This window comes from Pseudomonas extremorientalis, assembly GCF_001870465.1.
GTDB lineage: Bacteria > Pseudomonadota > Gammaproteobacteria > Pseudomonadales > Pseudomonadaceae > Aquipseudomonas > Aquipseudomonas extremorientalis.
This window is the reverse complement of the sequence record NZ_MDGK01000052.1, coordinates 256,208-271,426: the sequence shown is the minus strand read 5'-3', so window position 1 is coordinate 271,426 and position 15,219 is coordinate 256,208. Positions and strand designations below refer to the sequence as shown.

At 61.0% G+C, this 15,219-nt stretch carries 16 protein-coding genes, 1 pseudogene and 1 riboswitch; of the genes and pseudogenes, 8 read left to right on the top strand and 9 right to left on the bottom strand.

Features of this window, described 5'->3' with window-relative positions; translation table 11 throughout:
• Window positions 1-2 precede the first annotated feature (2 nt).
• The 3 genes from BFN10_RS20395 to BFN10_RS20385 all read right to left on the bottom strand — a co-directional run bounded on the left by BFN10_RS20395 (window position 3) and on the right by BFN10_RS20385 (window position 4,641).
• On the bottom strand, window positions 3-1,862 hold the full coding sequence (locus tag BFN10_RS20395; protein WP_071491174.1) for a DUF1302 domain-containing protein: 1,860 nt from the start codon (window positions 1,860-1,862) through the stop codon (window positions 3-5).
• 332 nt (window positions 1,863-2,194) lie between these two features.
• Window positions 2,195-3,877: a fatty acid--CoA ligase gene (locus BFN10_RS20390; RefSeq protein WP_071491173.1), complete on the bottom strand. Its 1,683-nt coding sequence runs from the start codon at window positions 3,875-3,877 to the stop codon at window positions 2,195-2,197.
• Window positions 3,878-4,008: 131 nt separating this feature from the next.
• Window positions 4,009-4,641: a LysE family translocator gene (locus tag BFN10_RS20385; RefSeq protein ID WP_058422966.1), complete on the bottom strand. Its 633-nt coding sequence runs from the start codon at window positions 4,639-4,641 to the stop codon at window positions 4,009-4,011.
• Window positions 4,642-4,725: 84 nt separating this feature from the next.
• On the opposite strand from BFN10_RS20385, the gene BFN10_RS20380 reads away from it, so the two are divergent.
• The 3 genes from BFN10_RS20380 (at window position 4,726) to BFN10_RS20370 (ending at window position 7,565) form a co-directional block, all read left to right on the top strand.
• Complete coding sequence (locus BFN10_RS20380) at window positions 4,726-5,691, top strand: 2-hydroxyacid dehydrogenase (RefSeq protein WP_071491172.1); 966 nt, start codon at window positions 4,726-4,728, stop codon at window positions 5,689-5,691.
• Between the two features lie 30 nt (window positions 5,692-5,721).
• Window positions 5,722-6,720: a class I SAM-dependent methyltransferase gene (locus BFN10_RS20375; protein ID WP_071491171.1), complete on the top strand. Its 999-nt coding sequence runs from the start codon at window positions 5,722-5,724 to the stop codon at window positions 6,718-6,720.
• A 50-nt stretch (window positions 6,721-6,770) separates the two neighbouring features.
• A riboswitch (yybP-ykoY riboswitch) is annotated at window positions 6,771-6,892 on the top strand.
• Window positions 6,893-6,980: 88 nt separating this feature from the next.
• Window positions 6,981-7,565, top strand: a complete 585-nt coding sequence (locus BFN10_RS20370) for a TMEM165/GDT1 family protein (protein WP_004372026.1) — start codon at window positions 6,981-6,983, stop codon at window positions 7,563-7,565.
• Window positions 7,566-7,618: 53 nt separating this feature from the next.
• Here the strand turns inward: BFN10_RS20370 and BFN10_RS20365 are convergent, their stop codons facing one another.
• Window positions 7,619-8,437, bottom strand: a complete 819-nt coding sequence (locus BFN10_RS20365; RefSeq protein WP_071491170.1) for a M48 family metallopeptidase — start codon at window positions 8,435-8,437, stop codon at window positions 7,619-7,621.
• 240 nt (window positions 8,438-8,677) lie between these two features.
• On the opposite strand from BFN10_RS20365, the pseudogene BFN10_RS30195 reads away from it, so the two are divergent.
• Window positions 8,678-9,958, top strand: a pseudogene (locus BFN10_RS30195) (methyl-accepting chemotaxis protein); the annotation flags it as partial.
• Window positions 9,959-9,973: 15 nt separating this feature from the next.
• Window positions 9,974-10,816 (top strand): methyl-accepting chemotaxis protein, encoded by an 843-nt coding sequence (locus tag BFN10_RS30190; protein WP_371262124.1) that lies wholly within the window; start codon window positions 9,974-9,976, stop codon window positions 10,814-10,816.
• Here BFN10_RS30190 and BFN10_RS20355 read toward each other — a convergent pair.
• From BFN10_RS20355 to BFN10_RS20345, 3 genes are read right to left on the bottom strand one after another with little or no spacing between them, the layout of a single operon-like run.
• The gene (locus BFN10_RS20355) at window positions 10,813-11,433 is read right to left on the bottom strand and encodes an SOS response-associated peptidase (protein WP_071491168.1); all 621 of its coding nucleotides are present in this window, start codon (window positions 11,431-11,433) and stop codon (window positions 10,813-10,815) included. The two genes, BFN10_RS30190 and BFN10_RS20355, sit on opposite strands and share 4 nt — an antisense overlap.
• Window positions 11,434-11,469: 36 nt before the next feature.
• A complete protein-coding gene (locus tag BFN10_RS20350) occupies window positions 11,470-11,730 on the bottom strand; it encodes a putative signal transducing protein (RefSeq protein ID WP_071491167.1) in 261 nt (86 codons plus the stop codon).
• A gap of 11 nt (window positions 11,731-11,741) precedes the next feature.
• Window positions 11,742-11,924, bottom strand: a complete 183-nt coding sequence (locus BFN10_RS20345; RefSeq protein WP_071491166.1) for a CPXCG motif-containing cysteine-rich protein — start codon at window positions 11,922-11,924, stop codon at window positions 11,742-11,744.
• Window positions 11,925-12,056: 132 nt separating this feature from the next.
• Here BFN10_RS20345 and BFN10_RS20340 point away from each other — a divergent pair, with 132 nt between their 5' ends.
• On the top strand, window positions 12,057-13,220 hold the full coding sequence (locus BFN10_RS20340; RefSeq protein WP_170856024.1) for a 1-acyl-sn-glycerol-3-phosphate acyltransferase: 1,164 nt from the start codon (window positions 12,057-12,059) through the stop codon (window positions 13,218-13,220).
• 122 nt (window positions 13,221-13,342) lie between these two features.
• Here BFN10_RS20340 and BFN10_RS20335 read toward each other — a convergent pair whose 3' ends face one another.
• Window positions 13,343-13,600 (bottom strand): hypothetical protein, encoded by a 258-nt coding sequence (locus BFN10_RS20335; RefSeq protein ID WP_071491164.1) that lies wholly within the window; start codon window positions 13,598-13,600, stop codon window positions 13,343-13,345.
• A gap of 183 nt (window positions 13,601-13,783) precedes the next feature.
• Here BFN10_RS20335 and BFN10_RS20330 point away from each other — a divergent pair, with 183 nt between their 5' ends.
• A complete protein-coding gene (locus tag BFN10_RS20330) occupies window positions 13,784-13,993 on the top strand; it encodes a hypothetical protein (RefSeq protein ID WP_071491163.1) in 210 nt (69 codons plus the stop codon).
• A 57-nt stretch (window positions 13,994-14,050) separates the two neighbouring features.
• Here the strand turns inward: BFN10_RS20330 and BFN10_RS20325 are convergent, their stop codons facing one another.
• Window positions 14,051-14,638 (bottom strand): YajG family lipoprotein, encoded by a 588-nt coding sequence (locus tag BFN10_RS20325; protein ID WP_071491162.1) that lies wholly within the window; start codon window positions 14,636-14,638, stop codon window positions 14,051-14,053.
• A 194-nt stretch (window positions 14,639-14,832) separates the two neighbouring features.
• Between BFN10_RS20325 and BFN10_RS20320 the strand changes: the two genes are divergently transcribed.
• Window positions 14,833-15,066, top strand: coding sequence for a hypothetical protein (locus tag BFN10_RS20320; RefSeq protein WP_071491161.1), 234 nt, complete (start codon window positions 14,833-14,835; stop codon window positions 15,064-15,066).
• The last annotated feature ends 153 nt before the right edge of the window (window positions 15,067-15,219 follow it).

Sequence of the window (15,219 nt, the reverse complement as noted above, 5' to 3'; positions counted from 1 at the left end):
GCTTAGAAGTTGGCGCCGAAGCTCAAAGCGACGAAGTCGCGGTCATCCACCGTACTGAACTTGCCACCAAAGAAGTTGGTGTAGGCCAGGCTGGCGGTGTAGGTGTTCTGATACTCGGCATCCAGGCCCAGGCTGACCGCCTTGCGACCTTCTTCGAAGTTACCGCCAGGGCCTGGCGAGTAACCTTTGACGTCGTGGGACCACGCCACGTTTGGCTTGAGGTTGACGCCGGCGAACACGTCCGGGTATTCCCAGATGGCGCGGGCGCGGTAGCCCCAGGAGGTGGCGGTGGTGTAACCGTCGTTGTTGCAGTTGGTGTTCAAACCTGCCGCATTGGGAAGACCGGCGCCGGTGGCCGTCGAGTTGTTGAGGGCGTTGCAAAACCCACCTGGCAGAGTACCTGGGCCAAACACCGGATCACGACCGTAACGGGCCTCGGATTTGCTTTCCAGGCCGCCCACATGGGTCACACCAATCTCACCGACGGTTGTCAAGCGGCTGGCGCCCATCACCTGATCGAAGAAATGCGTGAAAGTCGTCTGGAACTGAGTCACTTCCTTGCGGTTATAGCCATGCAAATCCTGGCCAGGCGTCCCTTTCAGCACGGACGCATTGCCAAAGCCAGGAATGGGCGTGACACCGGCATACAGGATATCGGTCGTGCTCAGTTGCACAGGCGCATTCGGCCGGTAGCTCAACTCACCGCTCCAGGCCGTGCCCGTAGGTAGCGTGGTGGAGAAGCTCAGGCCGTAGAGGCGGATATCTTCCGGGTACTCGACGAAGTAGTTCGAGCTACCGGCTACGATCAGCGGACGCAGCGCAGCCAGCGGCCCCAGCGGGCGGGTATAAGCGGACGACGGTGCACCTTGAGCACTGAAGATCGGTGCACGGCTGTGATAGTTCATGAAGTACGCGCCGAACTCGGTATCCAGCGGCTCGAAGTTGTAATGCATGGCCACGCCAAATTGGCCACTGTCCCGCGCATCGCGGTCGGGACCACGACGTACCAGTACACCTTCGTTATTGACGTCTACACCCAGGGCATTCAAGGTCGGTAAAGCGGCACCCGGAATGGTCGAGCGCTTGTTGAGCACTCGCAGATTATCGCTGCAACCGTCGGATATCACATCAGGCTGCGAGAAGAACGTACCGCAGTTATCGGTAACGGTCTGGTCCCACTCCAACTGATAGAACGCTTCCGCCGACAGGTTATCGGTCAGGGTTTGCGACACGTAGAACATGTTGACCGGAATCAAGCCTTCCTTGATCTCAGCCCCCGGACGCCGGAACGCAGACACATCGATCGGGTTGATGGAGTTGATGCCGCCGCCGATGAAGGTACTTTCCCCCCAGCTCACCACCTGCTTGCCGAAGCGCACGTTACCCGGCAAATCGGCAATGTTGTAGTTGTGGTAGATGAACGCATCGAGAATCTGCCCGCCAGAGGACTTGGCGCCTTCTTTACGGTTGTTGTCACTGATGTCCTTGAAGGGGCGACTTTCGTCCTTTAGCTCAAAGTCATACCAGTACTTGCCTCGTACAAAAACACCGGTGTCTCCGTACTTCAGTTCCAAATCATGGATGCCCTTGAAGATCTTCGAGAAGGTCTCACCGCGCTTGAAGTTAAGGTGACCGTCATCGGAAGTCTGGGACAGGCCACGACCACCGTTGTTCGCACCAATGAGATCTTTGTTGGGCTTGGCCGTCGACCAGCTCGCCCCCACGGAAAGCGACGAGTCAAAGCTCCCTTCGATTTCACCAATGTTGAAACTGACGCCGAATGCGGGCCCGGCGAGCGTAGAAGCGAGACTGACGGCCAGGGGCAGTCTTGCCCGGCGCCAGAACTGGTTTACTGAGGTCATCGACGCTACTCCATGTGCATTTTATTGTTATGGCAGTGAGTTCTTTCTGTGATGCGTGTAACGGCCGGAATACAACGATTCCAATGCCGCTCGGCAGCCGAGCCCCCATGGCCCGAAGCGGAACATCCGTGAAAAACTCTGGAAGGGACTATAGCCAGCAGGGGGTAGTGCTTGATCCCTCTAAAGTGTGATTTGCATCACCGACCCGTCTGCCACGACCCTTTCGCCACGTCGGCGAAGGCCGACGCGGCAAGGATGGCTGAAAATCGGCAAATCACAAGTCAAGGCGCGAGATAGAGCATTGCCGTGCCACGAGGGCGCGGCGAATCAGCTCACAGGGTGGACAGGAACGTGCTGTTGTTGGCCTGCCATTCGATGATGTCGATACGGATACGTTTTTTGTCGAGTTTTCCTACGCTCGTCTTGGGAATTTCAGTAACAACGGCAATCTGGCTCGGAATCGCCCACTTGCTCAAGTGGCCCAGTTCCACGAACGGCTTGAGGTGTTCCTTGAGCTCACGAGCGCCTATCACATGGCCATCACGCACCACCAGCAAGGCAAATGGGCGTTCGCCCCACTGCGGGTCGGCAATGCCCACCACCGCTACTTCGCGTACCGCCGGGTGACGGCTGACCAGGTCTTCGAGCGCCAGGGACGAGATCCATTCGCCGCCGGTCTTGATCACGTCCTTGATGCGGTCGCGGATATCAATCACCCCAAAGGCATCCAGCGTCGCCACGTCGCCGGTGTGCATCCAACCGCCGGCCCACAGCTCGGCGCCCTTTTGCGGCTCGTTGAAATAACCCTCGCTGAGCCACGGTGCACGCAATACCAGCTCGCCCTGGGACTCTCCATCGGCGGGCAGGAAGTTGCCGTCGCCGTCGATGATCGCCGCTTCTACCAACGGCCCGGGCACGCCGGCCTTGATGCGGTACGTGGTGCGCTCATCCTCGTTGCCGGCCATCAATTCTTCGTTGAGGTGGGCGCAGGACACCAGCGGCCCGGTCTCGGACATCCCATAGGCCGCAGTCAACTGAATGCCACGGGCCTTGGACGCTTCGTACAGCGAACGGTTGAGCGCACTGCCGCCGATGACGATTTTCCAGCCACCGAAATCCACGTCCTGGGCGGCCTTGGCGTTGAGCACCATCTGCAGGATGGTCGGCACGCAGTGGGAGAAGGTGACCTTTTCCTTGCGCCACAGCTCCACCAGGTATTCCGGGTCGTATCGACCGGGGTAGACCTGTTTCAGGCCGAGCATGGTCGCCACATACGGCAGGCCCCAGGCGTGCACGTGGAACATCGGCGTGATTGGCATGTACACATCGTTGGTGCCCAGCAGGCGCACACTGTCGACGCTGCCCATGATGGTCGCCACGCCCATGGTGTGCAGCACCAGTTGGCGATGGGTGAAATACACGCCCTTGGGGTTGCCGGTGGTGCCGGTGGTGTAGAAGGTGGTGGCGACAGAATTTTCGTCGAAGTCCTGGAAGTCGTACTTCGGGCTGGCGGCGGCCAGCAGGGTTTCGTACTCGCCCACCAGGTTGGGAAGCTCGGCAGTCTTGGCCTCGCCATCGGTGAGCAGCAGGGTCTTGTCGACGGTGGTGAGCTGCCCGGCAATCGCCTGGTAAAGCCCCACGAACTCGCTGTTGACCAGCACGAAGCGGTCCTCGGCGTGGTTCATGGTGTAGAGGATCTGTTCCGGCGACAGGCGCACGTTGATGGTGTGGATCACCGCGCCGATCATCGGGATGGCGAACATGCATTCCAGGTATCGGTGGCTGTCCCAGTCCATCACCGCCACGGTATCACCGGCCTTGACCCCGGCTTCAGTCAGCACGTTGGCCAGGCGCGCAACGCGCTCGATCAGGGTCGGGTAGGTGTAACGCAGTCTGTCGCGGTAGATGATCTCCCGGGTCTTTTCATAGCGGGTGCCGGACATCAGCAGGCGTTTGATCAACAGCGGGTATTGGTACGCACCTTCGGCGGGCGGGATAACACGGGTCTGCAACATACGAATCCCTTTTCTGACTGCACGGTCTTGGCTTGAAGACCTGCACTTTAGAGACCTTATGTTTCAGCCAAATCAGCCAAAGGAATGATTTGCAGACCCCAGCGAATGCTAGCTTTGCGCCAGCATCCGGCTTATTTCATGCTGGTGAAGGCCAGCTTGACTCCGATCGCAATCAACACCGCGCCCATGGTCCGATCGAACCAATGCCCCATCCGCGCAAACCCCGCACGCACGCGCTGCTGGCTGAACAACATCGCCACCAGGCAGAACCACAGCGCCGTTGCCACCGCCAAGTACACACCATAACCGGCCTGGATCGCCAGCGGGGTGTGCGGGTTGATCACCACGGTGAACAACGACAGGAAGAACAAGGTGGCCTTGGGATTCAAACCGTTGGTCACAAAACCAGCAGTGAACGCCCCACGCGGGGTGCGTTCGCCCGCCTCGCGGTGCAACTCGCCTTCAACAGGTGGCTTGGCCGGCTGCGCGCGCAGGGCCTTGAAGCCGATGTACAGCAGGTAGGCCGCCGCCGCCCACTTGAGTGCGTTGAACAGCACGATGGACTGGGACACGATCAAGCCGATGCCGAGCAACGAGTAGCCCACGTGCAGGAAAATCGCCGAGCCCACGCCCAGTGCGGTCCAGGTACCGGCGCGGCGGCCGTGGGTCACGCTTTCACGCACCACCACCGCGAAATCCGGGCCGGGGCTGGCCACCGCCAACAAGTGAATCAGAGCTACGGTCAAGAACTCGGCGGCGTACATACTCACTCCATTAAGTAACGGATTATTTCATCTGATAGGCTCGGCAGATTACGCCTTCGAACCCTGTCGCAAAAGGTACAGTTGATGACGAACAATCGCCGCGCCGTCTTCCTTGATCACCCGTCCCTGGACCTGGGGGACCTTGACCTCAGCGAATTGCGCAACAGCTTCAGCGAGTTGCAGTTGTTTACCGACACCACACCACAGAACGTGGTTGAACGCGTGCAAGGCGCCCACGTGGTGATCAGTAACAAAATCGCCCTCAATACCGAGACCCTGGCGGCCTGCCCGGAGCTCAAGCTGATCCTGGTTTCAGCCACCGGCACCAACAACGTCGACCTCGACGCCGCCCGCGCCCACGGCATCACCGTGAGCAACTGCCAGGGCTACGGCACGCCGTCGGTGGCCCAGCACACGATCATGCTGTTGCTCAACCTGGCGACGCGCTTGAAGGATTATCAACGGGATGTGAGCGCCGGCAAATGGCAACAGGCCAGGCAGTTCTGCCTGCTGGACCACCCGATTGTCGAACTCGAAGGCAAGACCCTCGGCCTGCTCGGCCACGGTGAACTGGGCGGCGCCGTGGCGCGCCTCGCCGAAGCCTTCGGCATGCGTGTGGTGCTGGGTGCGATTCCGGGGCGCCCTGCCCGCGCCGATCGCGTGCCACTGGATGAACTGCTGGCGCAGGTCGACGCGCTCACCCTGCACTGCCCGCTCAACGAACACACCCGCGACTTTATCGGCGCCCGCGAACTGGCGCTGCTCAAGCCCGGCGCGTTTGTGGTCAACACCGCGCGCGGTGGTTTGATCAACGAACAGGCCCTGGCCGATGCGTTGCGCAGTGGTCATTTGGGCGGCGCAGCGACCGATGTACTGAGTGTGGAGCCGCCGGTAAATGGCAACCCTCTGCTGGCCGGCGATATTCCGCGCCTGATCGTCACCCCGCACAACGCCTGGGGCAGTCGCGAAGCGCGGCAGCGCATCGTCGGCCAACTGGCGGAAAACGCCCGGGGCTTTTTCAGTGGGGCCCCGCTGCGCGTCGTCAGTTGATAAACTGCGCCCCTTTTCAAGGAGCAGACCATGGATCCGCGCAGTGAAGTACTGCTTCGCCAGGCCGAACTTTTTCAAGGCAACCTGCTGTTGGTGGGCTTGCCCGCCGACGACCTGCTCGGTCGCCTGCCCAACGCCCACGGCTGGAGCTGGCACGCCGGGGACCAGGCGGCACTCGACGCACGTTTCCCTGAGCGCAGCCAGTTTGGCGTGAACGTGCCTGACAGGGCGTTTGATACGGCGGTGATCTTCCTGCCCAAGTCCAAGGACCTGACCGACTACCTGCTCAACGCCGTGGCCGCCCGTTTGCCCGGCGCCGAGCTGTTCCTGGTCGGCGAGAAAAAGGCCGGTATCGAAAGCGCCGCCAAACAGCTAATCCCCTTCGGCAAACCGCGCAAACTCGACAGCGCGCGGCATTGCCAACTGTGGCAGATCACCGTGGTCAACGCCCCCCAAGCGGTCGAGCTGGAGAGCCTGGCGCAGGTCTTCGAAGTGCCATTGACCGAAGGCCCGCTGAAGGTAGTGAGCTTGCCGGGTGTGTTCAGCCACGGCCGTCTGGATCGCGGCACCGAGCTGCTGCTGGAGCACCTGGACAAACTGCCGAGCGGACATCTGCTGGACTTTGGTTGCGGCGCTGGGGTGCTGGGGGCTGCGGTCAAACGGCGGTATCCGCACAACACGGTGACGATGCTCGACGTGGACGCCTTCGCCGCCGCCAGCAGTCGCTTGACCCTGGCCGCCAATGGTCTGGAAGCCGAGGTATTGACCGGCGATGGCATCGACGCGGCACCGATGGGTTTGAACGCGATTCTGAGCAACCCGCCGTTCCATGTCGGCGTGCACACCGATTATTTCGCCACCGAGAATCTGCTGCGAAAAGCGGCGAAACACTTGGCAAAAGGTGGCGAACTGCGCCTGGTTGCCAACAGCTTCCTGAAGTACCAGCCGCTGATCGAGGAGCATCTGGGTGTGTGTGCAGTGAAGGCCGAAGGCAACGGTTTTCGCATCTACCGCGCCAAGCGCGGCTGACGGGCGTTTGAAAAAGAAGGCTTGCCGAATGGATTTTGCCTAGGCAGAATCCGCAGCGTCCTAGGGGAGTAGTCTCCCACGAGCGCCACGCTCGTCCGGCATACGTCAACATACTTGGTCAGCAGACCATGGCGTATGCGACCCAGGAGTCCGCACAGACGGACCGGGGTTTGACAAGACCTATGACACGCACACCTTACCCGGGGCGGGAAGGCTGTACGTGTCATAGCCGTGTCGACCCGCCCCTGGAAACCTACCTGATGCTGGATTCATTGCTCGTACCTACCGCAATCGTTGCCTTGGCCGAAATCGGCGACAAGACGCAACTGCTCGCGCTCATCCTTGCCGCACGCTTTCGCAAACCCTGGCCGATCATCGCCGGCATCGTTGCCGCGACCCTGGCCAACCATGCGGCCGCCGGTGCCGTGGGGGCGTGGTTCGGAAGTTTCTTCTCGGATGCGGTGTTGCACTGGATCCTGGCGGCAAGCTTCTGCGCCACGGCGCTGTGGACCCTGGTGCCGGACAAACTCGACGATGACGAAGCCAGCACCACACGCAAATTCGGGCCGTTCCTGACTACGCTGATCGCGTTCTTCCTGGCGGAAATCGGTGACAAGACGCAGATCGCCACGGTGATGCTGGCGGCTCAGTATCCGGAGCTGTGGCTGGTGATCATCGGCACCACCCTGGGCATGCTGATTGCCAACGTGCCGGTGGTTTTGGCGGGGAATTTCGCGGCGGAGAAACTGCCGTTGACGTTGATTCGTCGCTTGGCCGCTACAGCGTTTTTCATCCTGGCCATTGTGGCCGTGTACAAAGCCATGCAAAGCAGCGGGTGGATCTAAGGGTTCCCTGTGGGAGGGGGCTTGCCCCCTTCCACATTTAGATCTTCAAAAGGTCAGGATTTCTTGGCCTGCTGGTACAACGGCATCACCTTCGGAATCGCCGCCTGCAACGAGGCGATTCGGCTGTCGGAAGCCGGGTGGGTACTCATGAACTCCGGTGGTGCGCCTTCCGAAGCCTTGGCCATCTTGTTCCACAGCGTAATCGCCGCGTTCGGGTTGTAGCCCGCACGGGCTGCCAGCTCCAGGCCGATCAGGTCCGCTTCGTTTTCATTGCTGCGGCTGTTGGGCAAGGTCATGCCGTAGTTGGCCACGGTATCAGCCAGGGCCAGGCTGTCCTGGCCGAGGCCGAACAACGCACCGGCCCCCTGCTTGGCCATCTCGATCCCGTAGGCCTTGGACATGGCTTCGCGGCCATGCTCACGCAAGGCGTGGGCGATTTCATGGCCCATCACGGCGGCCAGTTCGTCATCGGTGAGCTTGAGGTTGTCGATCAACGCGCTGTACACGAAGATTTTGCCGCCAGGCCCGCAGTTGGCGTTCATCTCATCGCTCTTGATCAGGTTCACTTCCCACTTCCACTGCGCCGCATCCGCACGGAACGTCGGCGCCTGGGCGATCAAGCGGTTGGCGATGGCCTGCACGCGCTTGGCGTTGGCGCTGGTCTTGTCCAGTTGGCCCTTGCTGCTGGCCTCCCCCAGGGTCTGCTGGTAGGACTGGGCATACATCTGGTCGACTTCCTGGCTCGACAGCATGCTGAACATGTACTGCTTGCGCTCTACCCCGACAGCGCCGCCGCTGGTGGTATTGACCGACTGACACCCGGCCAGCAGCATCGCCGCGACCAAACCACTTATCACCAATGACTTCTTCATCAACACTCTCCCTGATAGCAAGCCCTTAAACATGGCGCGTATCGTAGGCGCACATTTGTATCGACGCCAGATACACCTGACATGTAACCGCTGACTTTCCGATACATCTCACACGCCAGCGGCGGCGCCGAGCATTCTGTTTGCGACACATCCCCCTATTTTGCCGGGCGCCCCCCTCATGCCCACCTCGCCCTCGGCCGATACACAGGACAGGCCCTCTCCCCTGCGCCCGGAGCTTTCATGAAATTCAAGTCGATTCAATTTTCTGTCGCGGCCCTGGCCGGGGCCATTGTCCTGAGCGTAGTGGCGGTGCTGGTGCTCTACGCCTTGTTTGCCGGCGCGCGCACCCAGGAGATGGTGCAGAAGCGCACCCAGGTGCAGTTCGAACAGATTATCGAACAGCGCCTCACCGCCCTGGCGCAAACCCAGGCCACGCTGATCCAGCGTGAATTGGAAGCGCCGTTGGTAACCGCCAAAAGCCTGGCCACTACCAACGCACTGCTCGGCATGAAAGACGCGAAGGGTGAACCCGCCCTGCAGCTTGGCCGCGAGCAACTGATCAACCTGCTGCACGAAACCGTGGTACGCAACCCCAAAATCCTCGGCGCCTACATCGGCTGGGAGCCCAACGCTATCGATCACAACGACGCGGCCTACGTGAACAGCCCGATTGTCGGCATGGGCGCCGACGGACGTTTCCTGCCGTGGTGGTACCGCAACGCAGATGGCAGCCTGGGCATGGATAAACTGGCCGATGTGGCCGACCAGAAAATCCTCTCCACAGGCGTGCGCGCCAGCGAGTACTACCTGTGCTCCAAGGAAAGCAAAAAGGCCTGTGTCATCGACCCCGCGCCCTACAAGGTGGGCAACGCGATGGTGATGCTGGCCTCATTTATCGAGCCAATCATGATCGATGGCACGTTCCAGGGCATCGTCGGCGCCGACCTGTCGGTGAACTTCATCCAGGACATGCTGACCGGTGCCGACCAGAAACTCTACAACGGCGCCGGTGAACTGGCGCTGATCTCCAGCAACGGCCGCCTGGTGGCCTACACCCAGGACGCCAGCAAACTCGGCGAAAAGGCCAGCGACCTGCTCGACAGCAATGAACTGGCCAACCTCGGCCAACTGAAAATCGGCGAAGTGCGCTACGACATCGACAAGGAGCACGGGCATATCGAGTTGTTCCTGCCGTTCAACATCGGCCAGACCGATGCGCGCTGGACCCTGATGATGCAGCTGCCTTTGAGTGCCGTAATGGCCGACTCGCAGAAACTGCAAAGCGACCTGGAAACCCAGCGCAAGACCGACATTTTCGGCATGACCATCGCCGGCCTGCTGATCGCCGGTATCGGCCTGCTGGTGATCTGGCTGGTAGGCCACGGCATCGCCCGGCCACTCAAGCAAATGGTCGCGATGCTCAATGACATCGCCCAGGGCGAAGGTGACCTGACGCGGCGCCTGACCAGTGATCGCGCCGACGAACTGGGCGCGATTGCCAACGGTTTCAACACCTTCCTGATCAAGCTGCAAGGCATGATCACCCAGGTGGTGAGTTCGGTGCAGAAGGTCAGCGACTCGTCGGAGCACACCGCTGATATCGCGATCCGTACCAACCAGGGTGTGCATAAACAGATGGTGGAGATCGACCAGGTCGCCACCGCCGTGCATGAGATGACCGCCACTGCGCAAGACGTTGCACGCAACGCCACCCAAGCCGCACAGGCCGCCAGCCATGCCGACCAGGCCGCGAGCCAGGGCATGCGTATTGTGCGTGACACCTCCACCTCCATCGGCGCGCTCGCCGAGGAAATCGGCAAGGCCGTCGGTGTGGTGCAAACCCTGGCCAAGGACAGCGAAAACATCAACGCCATCCTCACGGCGATTCGCGGGATTGCCGAGCAGACCAACCTGCTGGCACTCAACGCCGCCATCGAGGCGGCGCGGGCCGGCGAGCAAGGTCGTGGTTTTGCCGTGGTCGCCGACGAAGTGCGCAACCTGGCGCAGAAGACGCAAAAGGCCACTGAAGAAATCCAGACTATGATCCAGCAGTTGCAACAAGGCACGCGGGATGTGGTGCGGGTGATGGAGGACAGCCAGAACCGCACCGATGAAAGCGTGCAACACGCGGCCAAGGCGGCCGAAGCACTGGAGACCATCACCCAGGCGGTGTCGGTGATCAACGACATGAACACCCAGATCGCGAGTGCCGCCGAGGAGCAGAGCGCGGTGGCCGAGGACATCAATCGCAACGTGATCAATATCGGCCAGGTGGCCAATGAAGTGGCGGGCGGCGCGGATGAATCCAGTGCGGCCAGTGCAGACTTGACCAAGTTGGCCGAGCAGCAGCGCCGGCTGATCAATCAGTTCAAGGTTTAAGCCGGGGTCAGGCACTCCGGCCCGTTAAGCTTGGGATCATTGACCATGTTGGCCAGGACCCGCTCGCGCAACGCGCTCGGCTCACTGGCCAGCAGGCCTTGCAACACATGCAACGGCGTCTCGGGGTCGAGCCAGGCTGCCTGTCCGGCCTCATCCAGAATCAGTGGCCGACGCTGGGCCTGCGCGGCCTGGGTCACCACCGCGGTGCTCAGCCACACCTGTTCCTGCACCGGGTAGGCCTCCCAGATCGCGGCAAAAAACAACGTGGAGCCCTCCCCCGGTGTCAGCCAGTACGGGCGCTTGCGCTGGGTGCCACGCCATTCGTAGAACCCATTGGCCGGTAGCAGGCAGCGACGCTGGCGGAACGCTTCGCGAAACATCGGCTGTTCGGCCAGGGTTTCGGCGCGGGCGTGGGCGGGGGTACGGGAAAGATCGGTCAACCAGGGCGGGGTGAGCCCCCAGCGGGCGCGAGCCAGGGTGCGCTGGCCGTCGGCGGCGCGCTGGATCAGCACAGAATCATTCGGGGAAATGTTCCACTGGGCCTGCTGGTCGGCCGGAAAGCCCGGCAGGGCAGCAAAAGCGGGGGTCCAGCGAAACAGGGCATAACGTCCACACATGGGGTAACACGACTCTTGGGTAAACCGACCGACAGCCTAACAGACCAGCACGTCGGGGAAGCTGTCGGGTTCGTCGCCCGGCAACGGTTGTGCGCCGATATAGGCGGTAATCAACTCGCGGGCATACAGGGCGCGGTCATTATCCACCTCCAGGCCCAGCAGGCCGAAGATGGGCAATTCGCCGGTGCCGCCGAGCAAATGACGACCCACCAGGTGCGCCTCGATACCTTCGCTGGCGAGCATCTGTTGCAGCAGCTCGCCCTCCATCAGGTTTTCCGGTTCGTAGATTCGTTGCATCAGCGTCCCCGCTATTCGTTTTCACTACGGGTTTCAAGCATCCATTCTTCGCCATGTACCTGCAGATCGAAAATGATCGGTCGGCAGCACACCTGGCAGTCCTCTATATAAACCTGATCCCCCCCGGACAAATCCACCGTTGTCTCGACCACTTCACCGCAATAAGGACAATCGTACGTCGCGTTTTCCAGCATCGCAGCCTCCAAGGTGACTTGTGCGTATAATCGCCGGTCTATTTACAGGGCTATTTTTGGCCGAGCCCATTACTCGGGCCGCACCCTGGTATTTCCTTTACTTACCCTAGCCGTTTCTAACAAGAGAGCATGATGGGCGAATTCGATACCATCCGACCTTACAACGACAGCGAAGTCCCGGCAGTGCTGGCACGTCTGTTCAGTGACAAGGCCTTTCTGGACATCCTGACCCACTTCCGCTTCCCGCGCTTCGCCGGCGCCCTGGGCTGGCTGCTCAAGCCGATGATCGCCCGCAAACTGCGCCGTGAATTCGCCGGCGTCACCACCGTGGCCACGCTGCAGGACAAAGTCGAGTACTACGTCGACCACACCATTGACCGGGCGACCGACGGCGTGACCTACACCGGGGTCGAGCAGCTCAAGTCCGGCACCGCCTACCTGTTCCTGGCCAACCACCGCGATATCGTGATGGACCCGGCCTTCGTCAACTATGCGGTATACCACGCCGGCCTGCCGACACCTCGCATCGCCATTGGCGACAACCTGCTGCAGAAGCCGTTTGTCAGCGACCTGATGCGCCTGAACAAGAGTTTCATCGTGCACCGCTCGATCACCGGGCGCAAAGAGAAGATGGCGGCGTATCAGCTGCTGTCGGCCTACATCAACCATTCGATCCGCAACGACGGTGCGTCGATCTGGATCGCCCAGGCCGAAGGGCGCGCCAAGGATGGAGATGACCGTACCGAGTCGGCGATCCTCAAGATGTTCCACGTCAGCCGCAAGGACGAGCCGTTTGCCGAGGTGATCCAGTCGCTGAACCTGACGCCGGTGTCCATCAGCTACGAATACGACCCGTGTGATTCAGCCAAGGCCCGCGAGCTGTACATCCGCGCGACCACCGGCACCTACGTCAAGGCGCAGGGCGAAGATGATGTGAGCATTGCCCTGGGCATCACCGGCTACAAGGGTCGCGTGCACATTAACTTCGCGCCGCCGATTACCGAGCGTTTCGAAGACACCAAGTTGCTGGCGGCAGAAATGGACCGGCAGATTCTGGGGGGCTACCGGTTGTTCCCGGTGCATTACCTGGCCTACGCCCAGTGGAGCGACGCCGACCCTCAATTGCAGGTGCCGACGGCGGCCGAAGTGTTCCCGGCTGATGAACTGGCCAAGGCGAAGGCGGAGTGGGAGCGGCGTCTGAACGACTGCCCGGCTGAGCACCGGCCGTTCCTGGTGGTGCAATATGCGACGCCGGTGCGCAATCAGTATCGGGTCAAGGCTGGAATACCCCTCTAAACACCGATTCAAAAATGTGGGAGGGGGCTTGCCCCCGATAGCGGTGTATCAGTCAATCAGCTGTCGACTGAAGCTCCGTCATCGGGGGCAAGCCCCCCTCCCACATTTGTTTTGTGGTGTTCTTAAAGGCGGGTGCTGAGCCAGGAGATGGCCAGCGCCACGCCCAGGCAGGCAAACCCGACGCGGTAAGCCAGGCGATGCGCCCGTTCGGTGCGCACATCCAGAAACAACATCGGCTGATCAATTGCGCGATCTTCGCTCTGCGCGGTGAGGTCGGCCATGGCGCGCTGTTCGCGCAGGCGGGTAATGAACAGCAGTGCCGCGCCCGGACAGGCCACGGCCAAAGCAACAACATTGGTCAAAAGTGCGGGCAGCGCCATCGCAAACCTCGGCAAAACAGTGTTTTGGTATCGGTTCAGATACAAACCTGAACGATAGTGGCCTCCGGCGCCTGAAATGCTCCCTCCCCCATTGACGGCTAATGTATCCAGTAATTTACGGCGTCACCTGAACGTCACCTTAACAAGCCACTCTGTTGCCCTTTGACGTTTCAGGAGCTTGTCATGCTGCATGCGCACAACCAGGATCGGCTGTATCTGATCGCCCCGAGCGATGAGCAGGAAGCGCTGATCGGCGGCCTGGCCTTCAACGTCCAGGACCGCCACTGGCTGGTGTATTGCGCCCTTGGCGGACACCAGCATGCCGACCTGCCGGAGGCCGATCTGTTGACCGGGGTGAGCCTGCTGGATTTCTGTATCGACACGGCTGCATGAAACTGAAGACGAAAAAAAACCGGGCTCACTGATGAGCCCGGCTTTTTTAAGGACCGGTTATTGCGCGCTGAGCAACGAACCGATGCTTGGGTCCTTGAACAGGCGGGTCAAGGCATCGCTCAGCACGTCGCTGACCAACTTGGTGTTGGTTTCCTGGTTCGGCGACATGCCGAAACGCTGGTTCAGGGACGCACCGTAGCGGCCGCTGTAGCGACGGGTGCCGGCGGTGACGTCGGACTTGAAGGTGGCGCCGATGGATGCTTCGGTCACGTACAGGCCGTCTTTAGGCGACTGGTACTTCAATTCGGCCAGGGTGATCGTCAACTGCGGAGCACCCGGCGCGTTGGGGCTCGGGGTGAAACCCAGCAGGCGCACGGCAGCTTCGGCCTGGGCCTGCAGCTTGGGCAGTACGTCTTGAGCGTTCACCGAGACCAGGGCGGTTTCCGGATACAGGCCGCCGCGCGAACCGAGCGTAGGCGACGGACGACCATCCACCACACGCACCGACACCGGCTGGCCGTGACCCACGGGGGCCAACTGCGTGGTGATTTTCGGTTCCGGGGTCAGTTGTTGCGGGCTGTTGGCGCAGCCAACCAGGGTCAAACTGGTCACAGTGATCAAACCGAACAACAGGCGTTGCAACATGCTCTTCTCTCCAGAAATCGGGTACCGACAGGCGGGCAGTATAGCGGTGCGCCAGTGCCGGGAACTAGCGCCAGTTACAACCTGAGACCTGCACAGACTGTAGCGGTTCGATGTCACTGATATGTCACGGCTGATACACAGAGCCGTCATGCCCGACAGGCAAGCTTGACCCCAATCCCAAGAGGTCTGTCGCCATGCAATTTCTCTGGTCACTGTTCACGCGCAAACCCGCCCTTCGCCAGTTCGCCCTGCTCGATGTGCAAGGCCGTTGCCAGGCCTTCAAAGAGTGCTGCCAGCCTCCTGTAGGCGACGGCTGGGTGGAAATCGATGAAATCCGGCTGAGCTGGATGCACCACCCGCTGCCGGCCAGCGCCCGTGTCAGCCCACGTGCAGCGCAGCCGTCGCGTCACCAACCGTTGGCCGCCTGACCGAACGCCTAATAAAAGTCATAAAACACGCCCATTTCCCTGGCGTTCTTCGCTACAATCTCCCCCCGATTATAAGGACGTCTCCTGATCGGGCCTCGCAGCATCGTTAATGCCTCGGCATTAGCTCCAAGAATCGCCCACAGAGAGCCGCCC

What these genes read in the sequence shown, in the direction of transcription:
- BFN10_RS20395 (WP_071491174.1), bottom strand. Translation starts at nt 1,862, where the DNA reads ATGACCTCAGTAAACCAGTTCTGGCGCCGGGCAAGACTGCCCCTGGCC.
- BFN10_RS20390 (WP_071491173.1), bottom strand. Translation starts at nt 3,877, where the DNA reads ATGTTGCAGACCCGTGTTATCCCGCCCGCCGAAGGTGCGTACCAATAC.
- BFN10_RS20385 (WP_058422966.1), bottom strand. Translation starts at nt 4,641, where the DNA reads ATGTACGCCGCCGAGTTCTTGACCGTAGCTCTGATTCACTTGTTGGCG.
- BFN10_RS20380 (WP_071491172.1), top strand. Translation starts at nt 4,726, where the DNA reads ATGACGAACAATCGCCGCGCCGTCTTCCTTGATCACCCGTCCCTGGAC.
- BFN10_RS20375 (WP_071491171.1), top strand. Translation starts at nt 5,722, where the DNA reads ATGGATCCGCGCAGTGAAGTACTGCTTCGCCAGGCCGAACTTTTTCAA.
- BFN10_RS20370 (WP_004372026.1), top strand. Translation starts at nt 6,981, where the DNA reads ATGCTGGATTCATTGCTCGTACCTACCGCAATCGTTGCCTTGGCCGAA.
- BFN10_RS20365 (WP_071491170.1), bottom strand. Translation starts at nt 8,437, where the DNA reads ATGAAGAAGTCATTGGTGATAAGTGGTTTGGTCGCGGCGATGCTGCTG.
- BFN10_RS30190 (WP_371262124.1), top strand. Translation starts at nt 9,974, where the DNA reads ATGATCACCCAGGTGGTGAGTTCGGTGCAGAAGGTCAGCGACTCGTCG.
- BFN10_RS20355 (WP_071491168.1), bottom strand. Translation starts at nt 11,433, where the DNA reads ATGTGTGGACGTTATGCCCTGTTTCGCTGGACCCCCGCTTTTGCTGCC.
- BFN10_RS20350 (WP_071491167.1), bottom strand. Translation starts at nt 11,730, where the DNA reads ATGCAACGAATCTACGAACCGGAAAACCTGATGGAGGGCGAGCTGCTG.
- BFN10_RS20345 (WP_071491166.1), bottom strand. Translation starts at nt 11,924, where the DNA reads ATGCTGGAAAACGCGACGTACGATTGTCCTTATTGCGGTGAAGTGGTC.
- BFN10_RS20340 (WP_170856024.1), top strand. Translation starts at nt 12,057, where the DNA reads ATGGGCGAATTCGATACCATCCGACCTTACAACGACAGCGAAGTCCCG.
- BFN10_RS20335 (WP_071491164.1), bottom strand. Translation starts at nt 13,600, where the DNA reads ATGGCGCTGCCCGCACTTTTGACCAATGTTGTTGCTTTGGCCGTGGCC.
- BFN10_RS20330 (WP_071491163.1), top strand. Translation starts at nt 13,784, where the DNA reads ATGCTGCATGCGCACAACCAGGATCGGCTGTATCTGATCGCCCCGAGC.
- BFN10_RS20325 (WP_071491162.1), bottom strand. Translation starts at nt 14,638, where the DNA reads ATGTTGCAACGCCTGTTGTTCGGTTTGATCACTGTGACCAGTTTGACC.
- BFN10_RS20320 (WP_071491161.1), top strand. Translation starts at nt 14,833, where the DNA reads ATGCAATTTCTCTGGTCACTGTTCACGCGCAAACCCGCCCTTCGCCAG.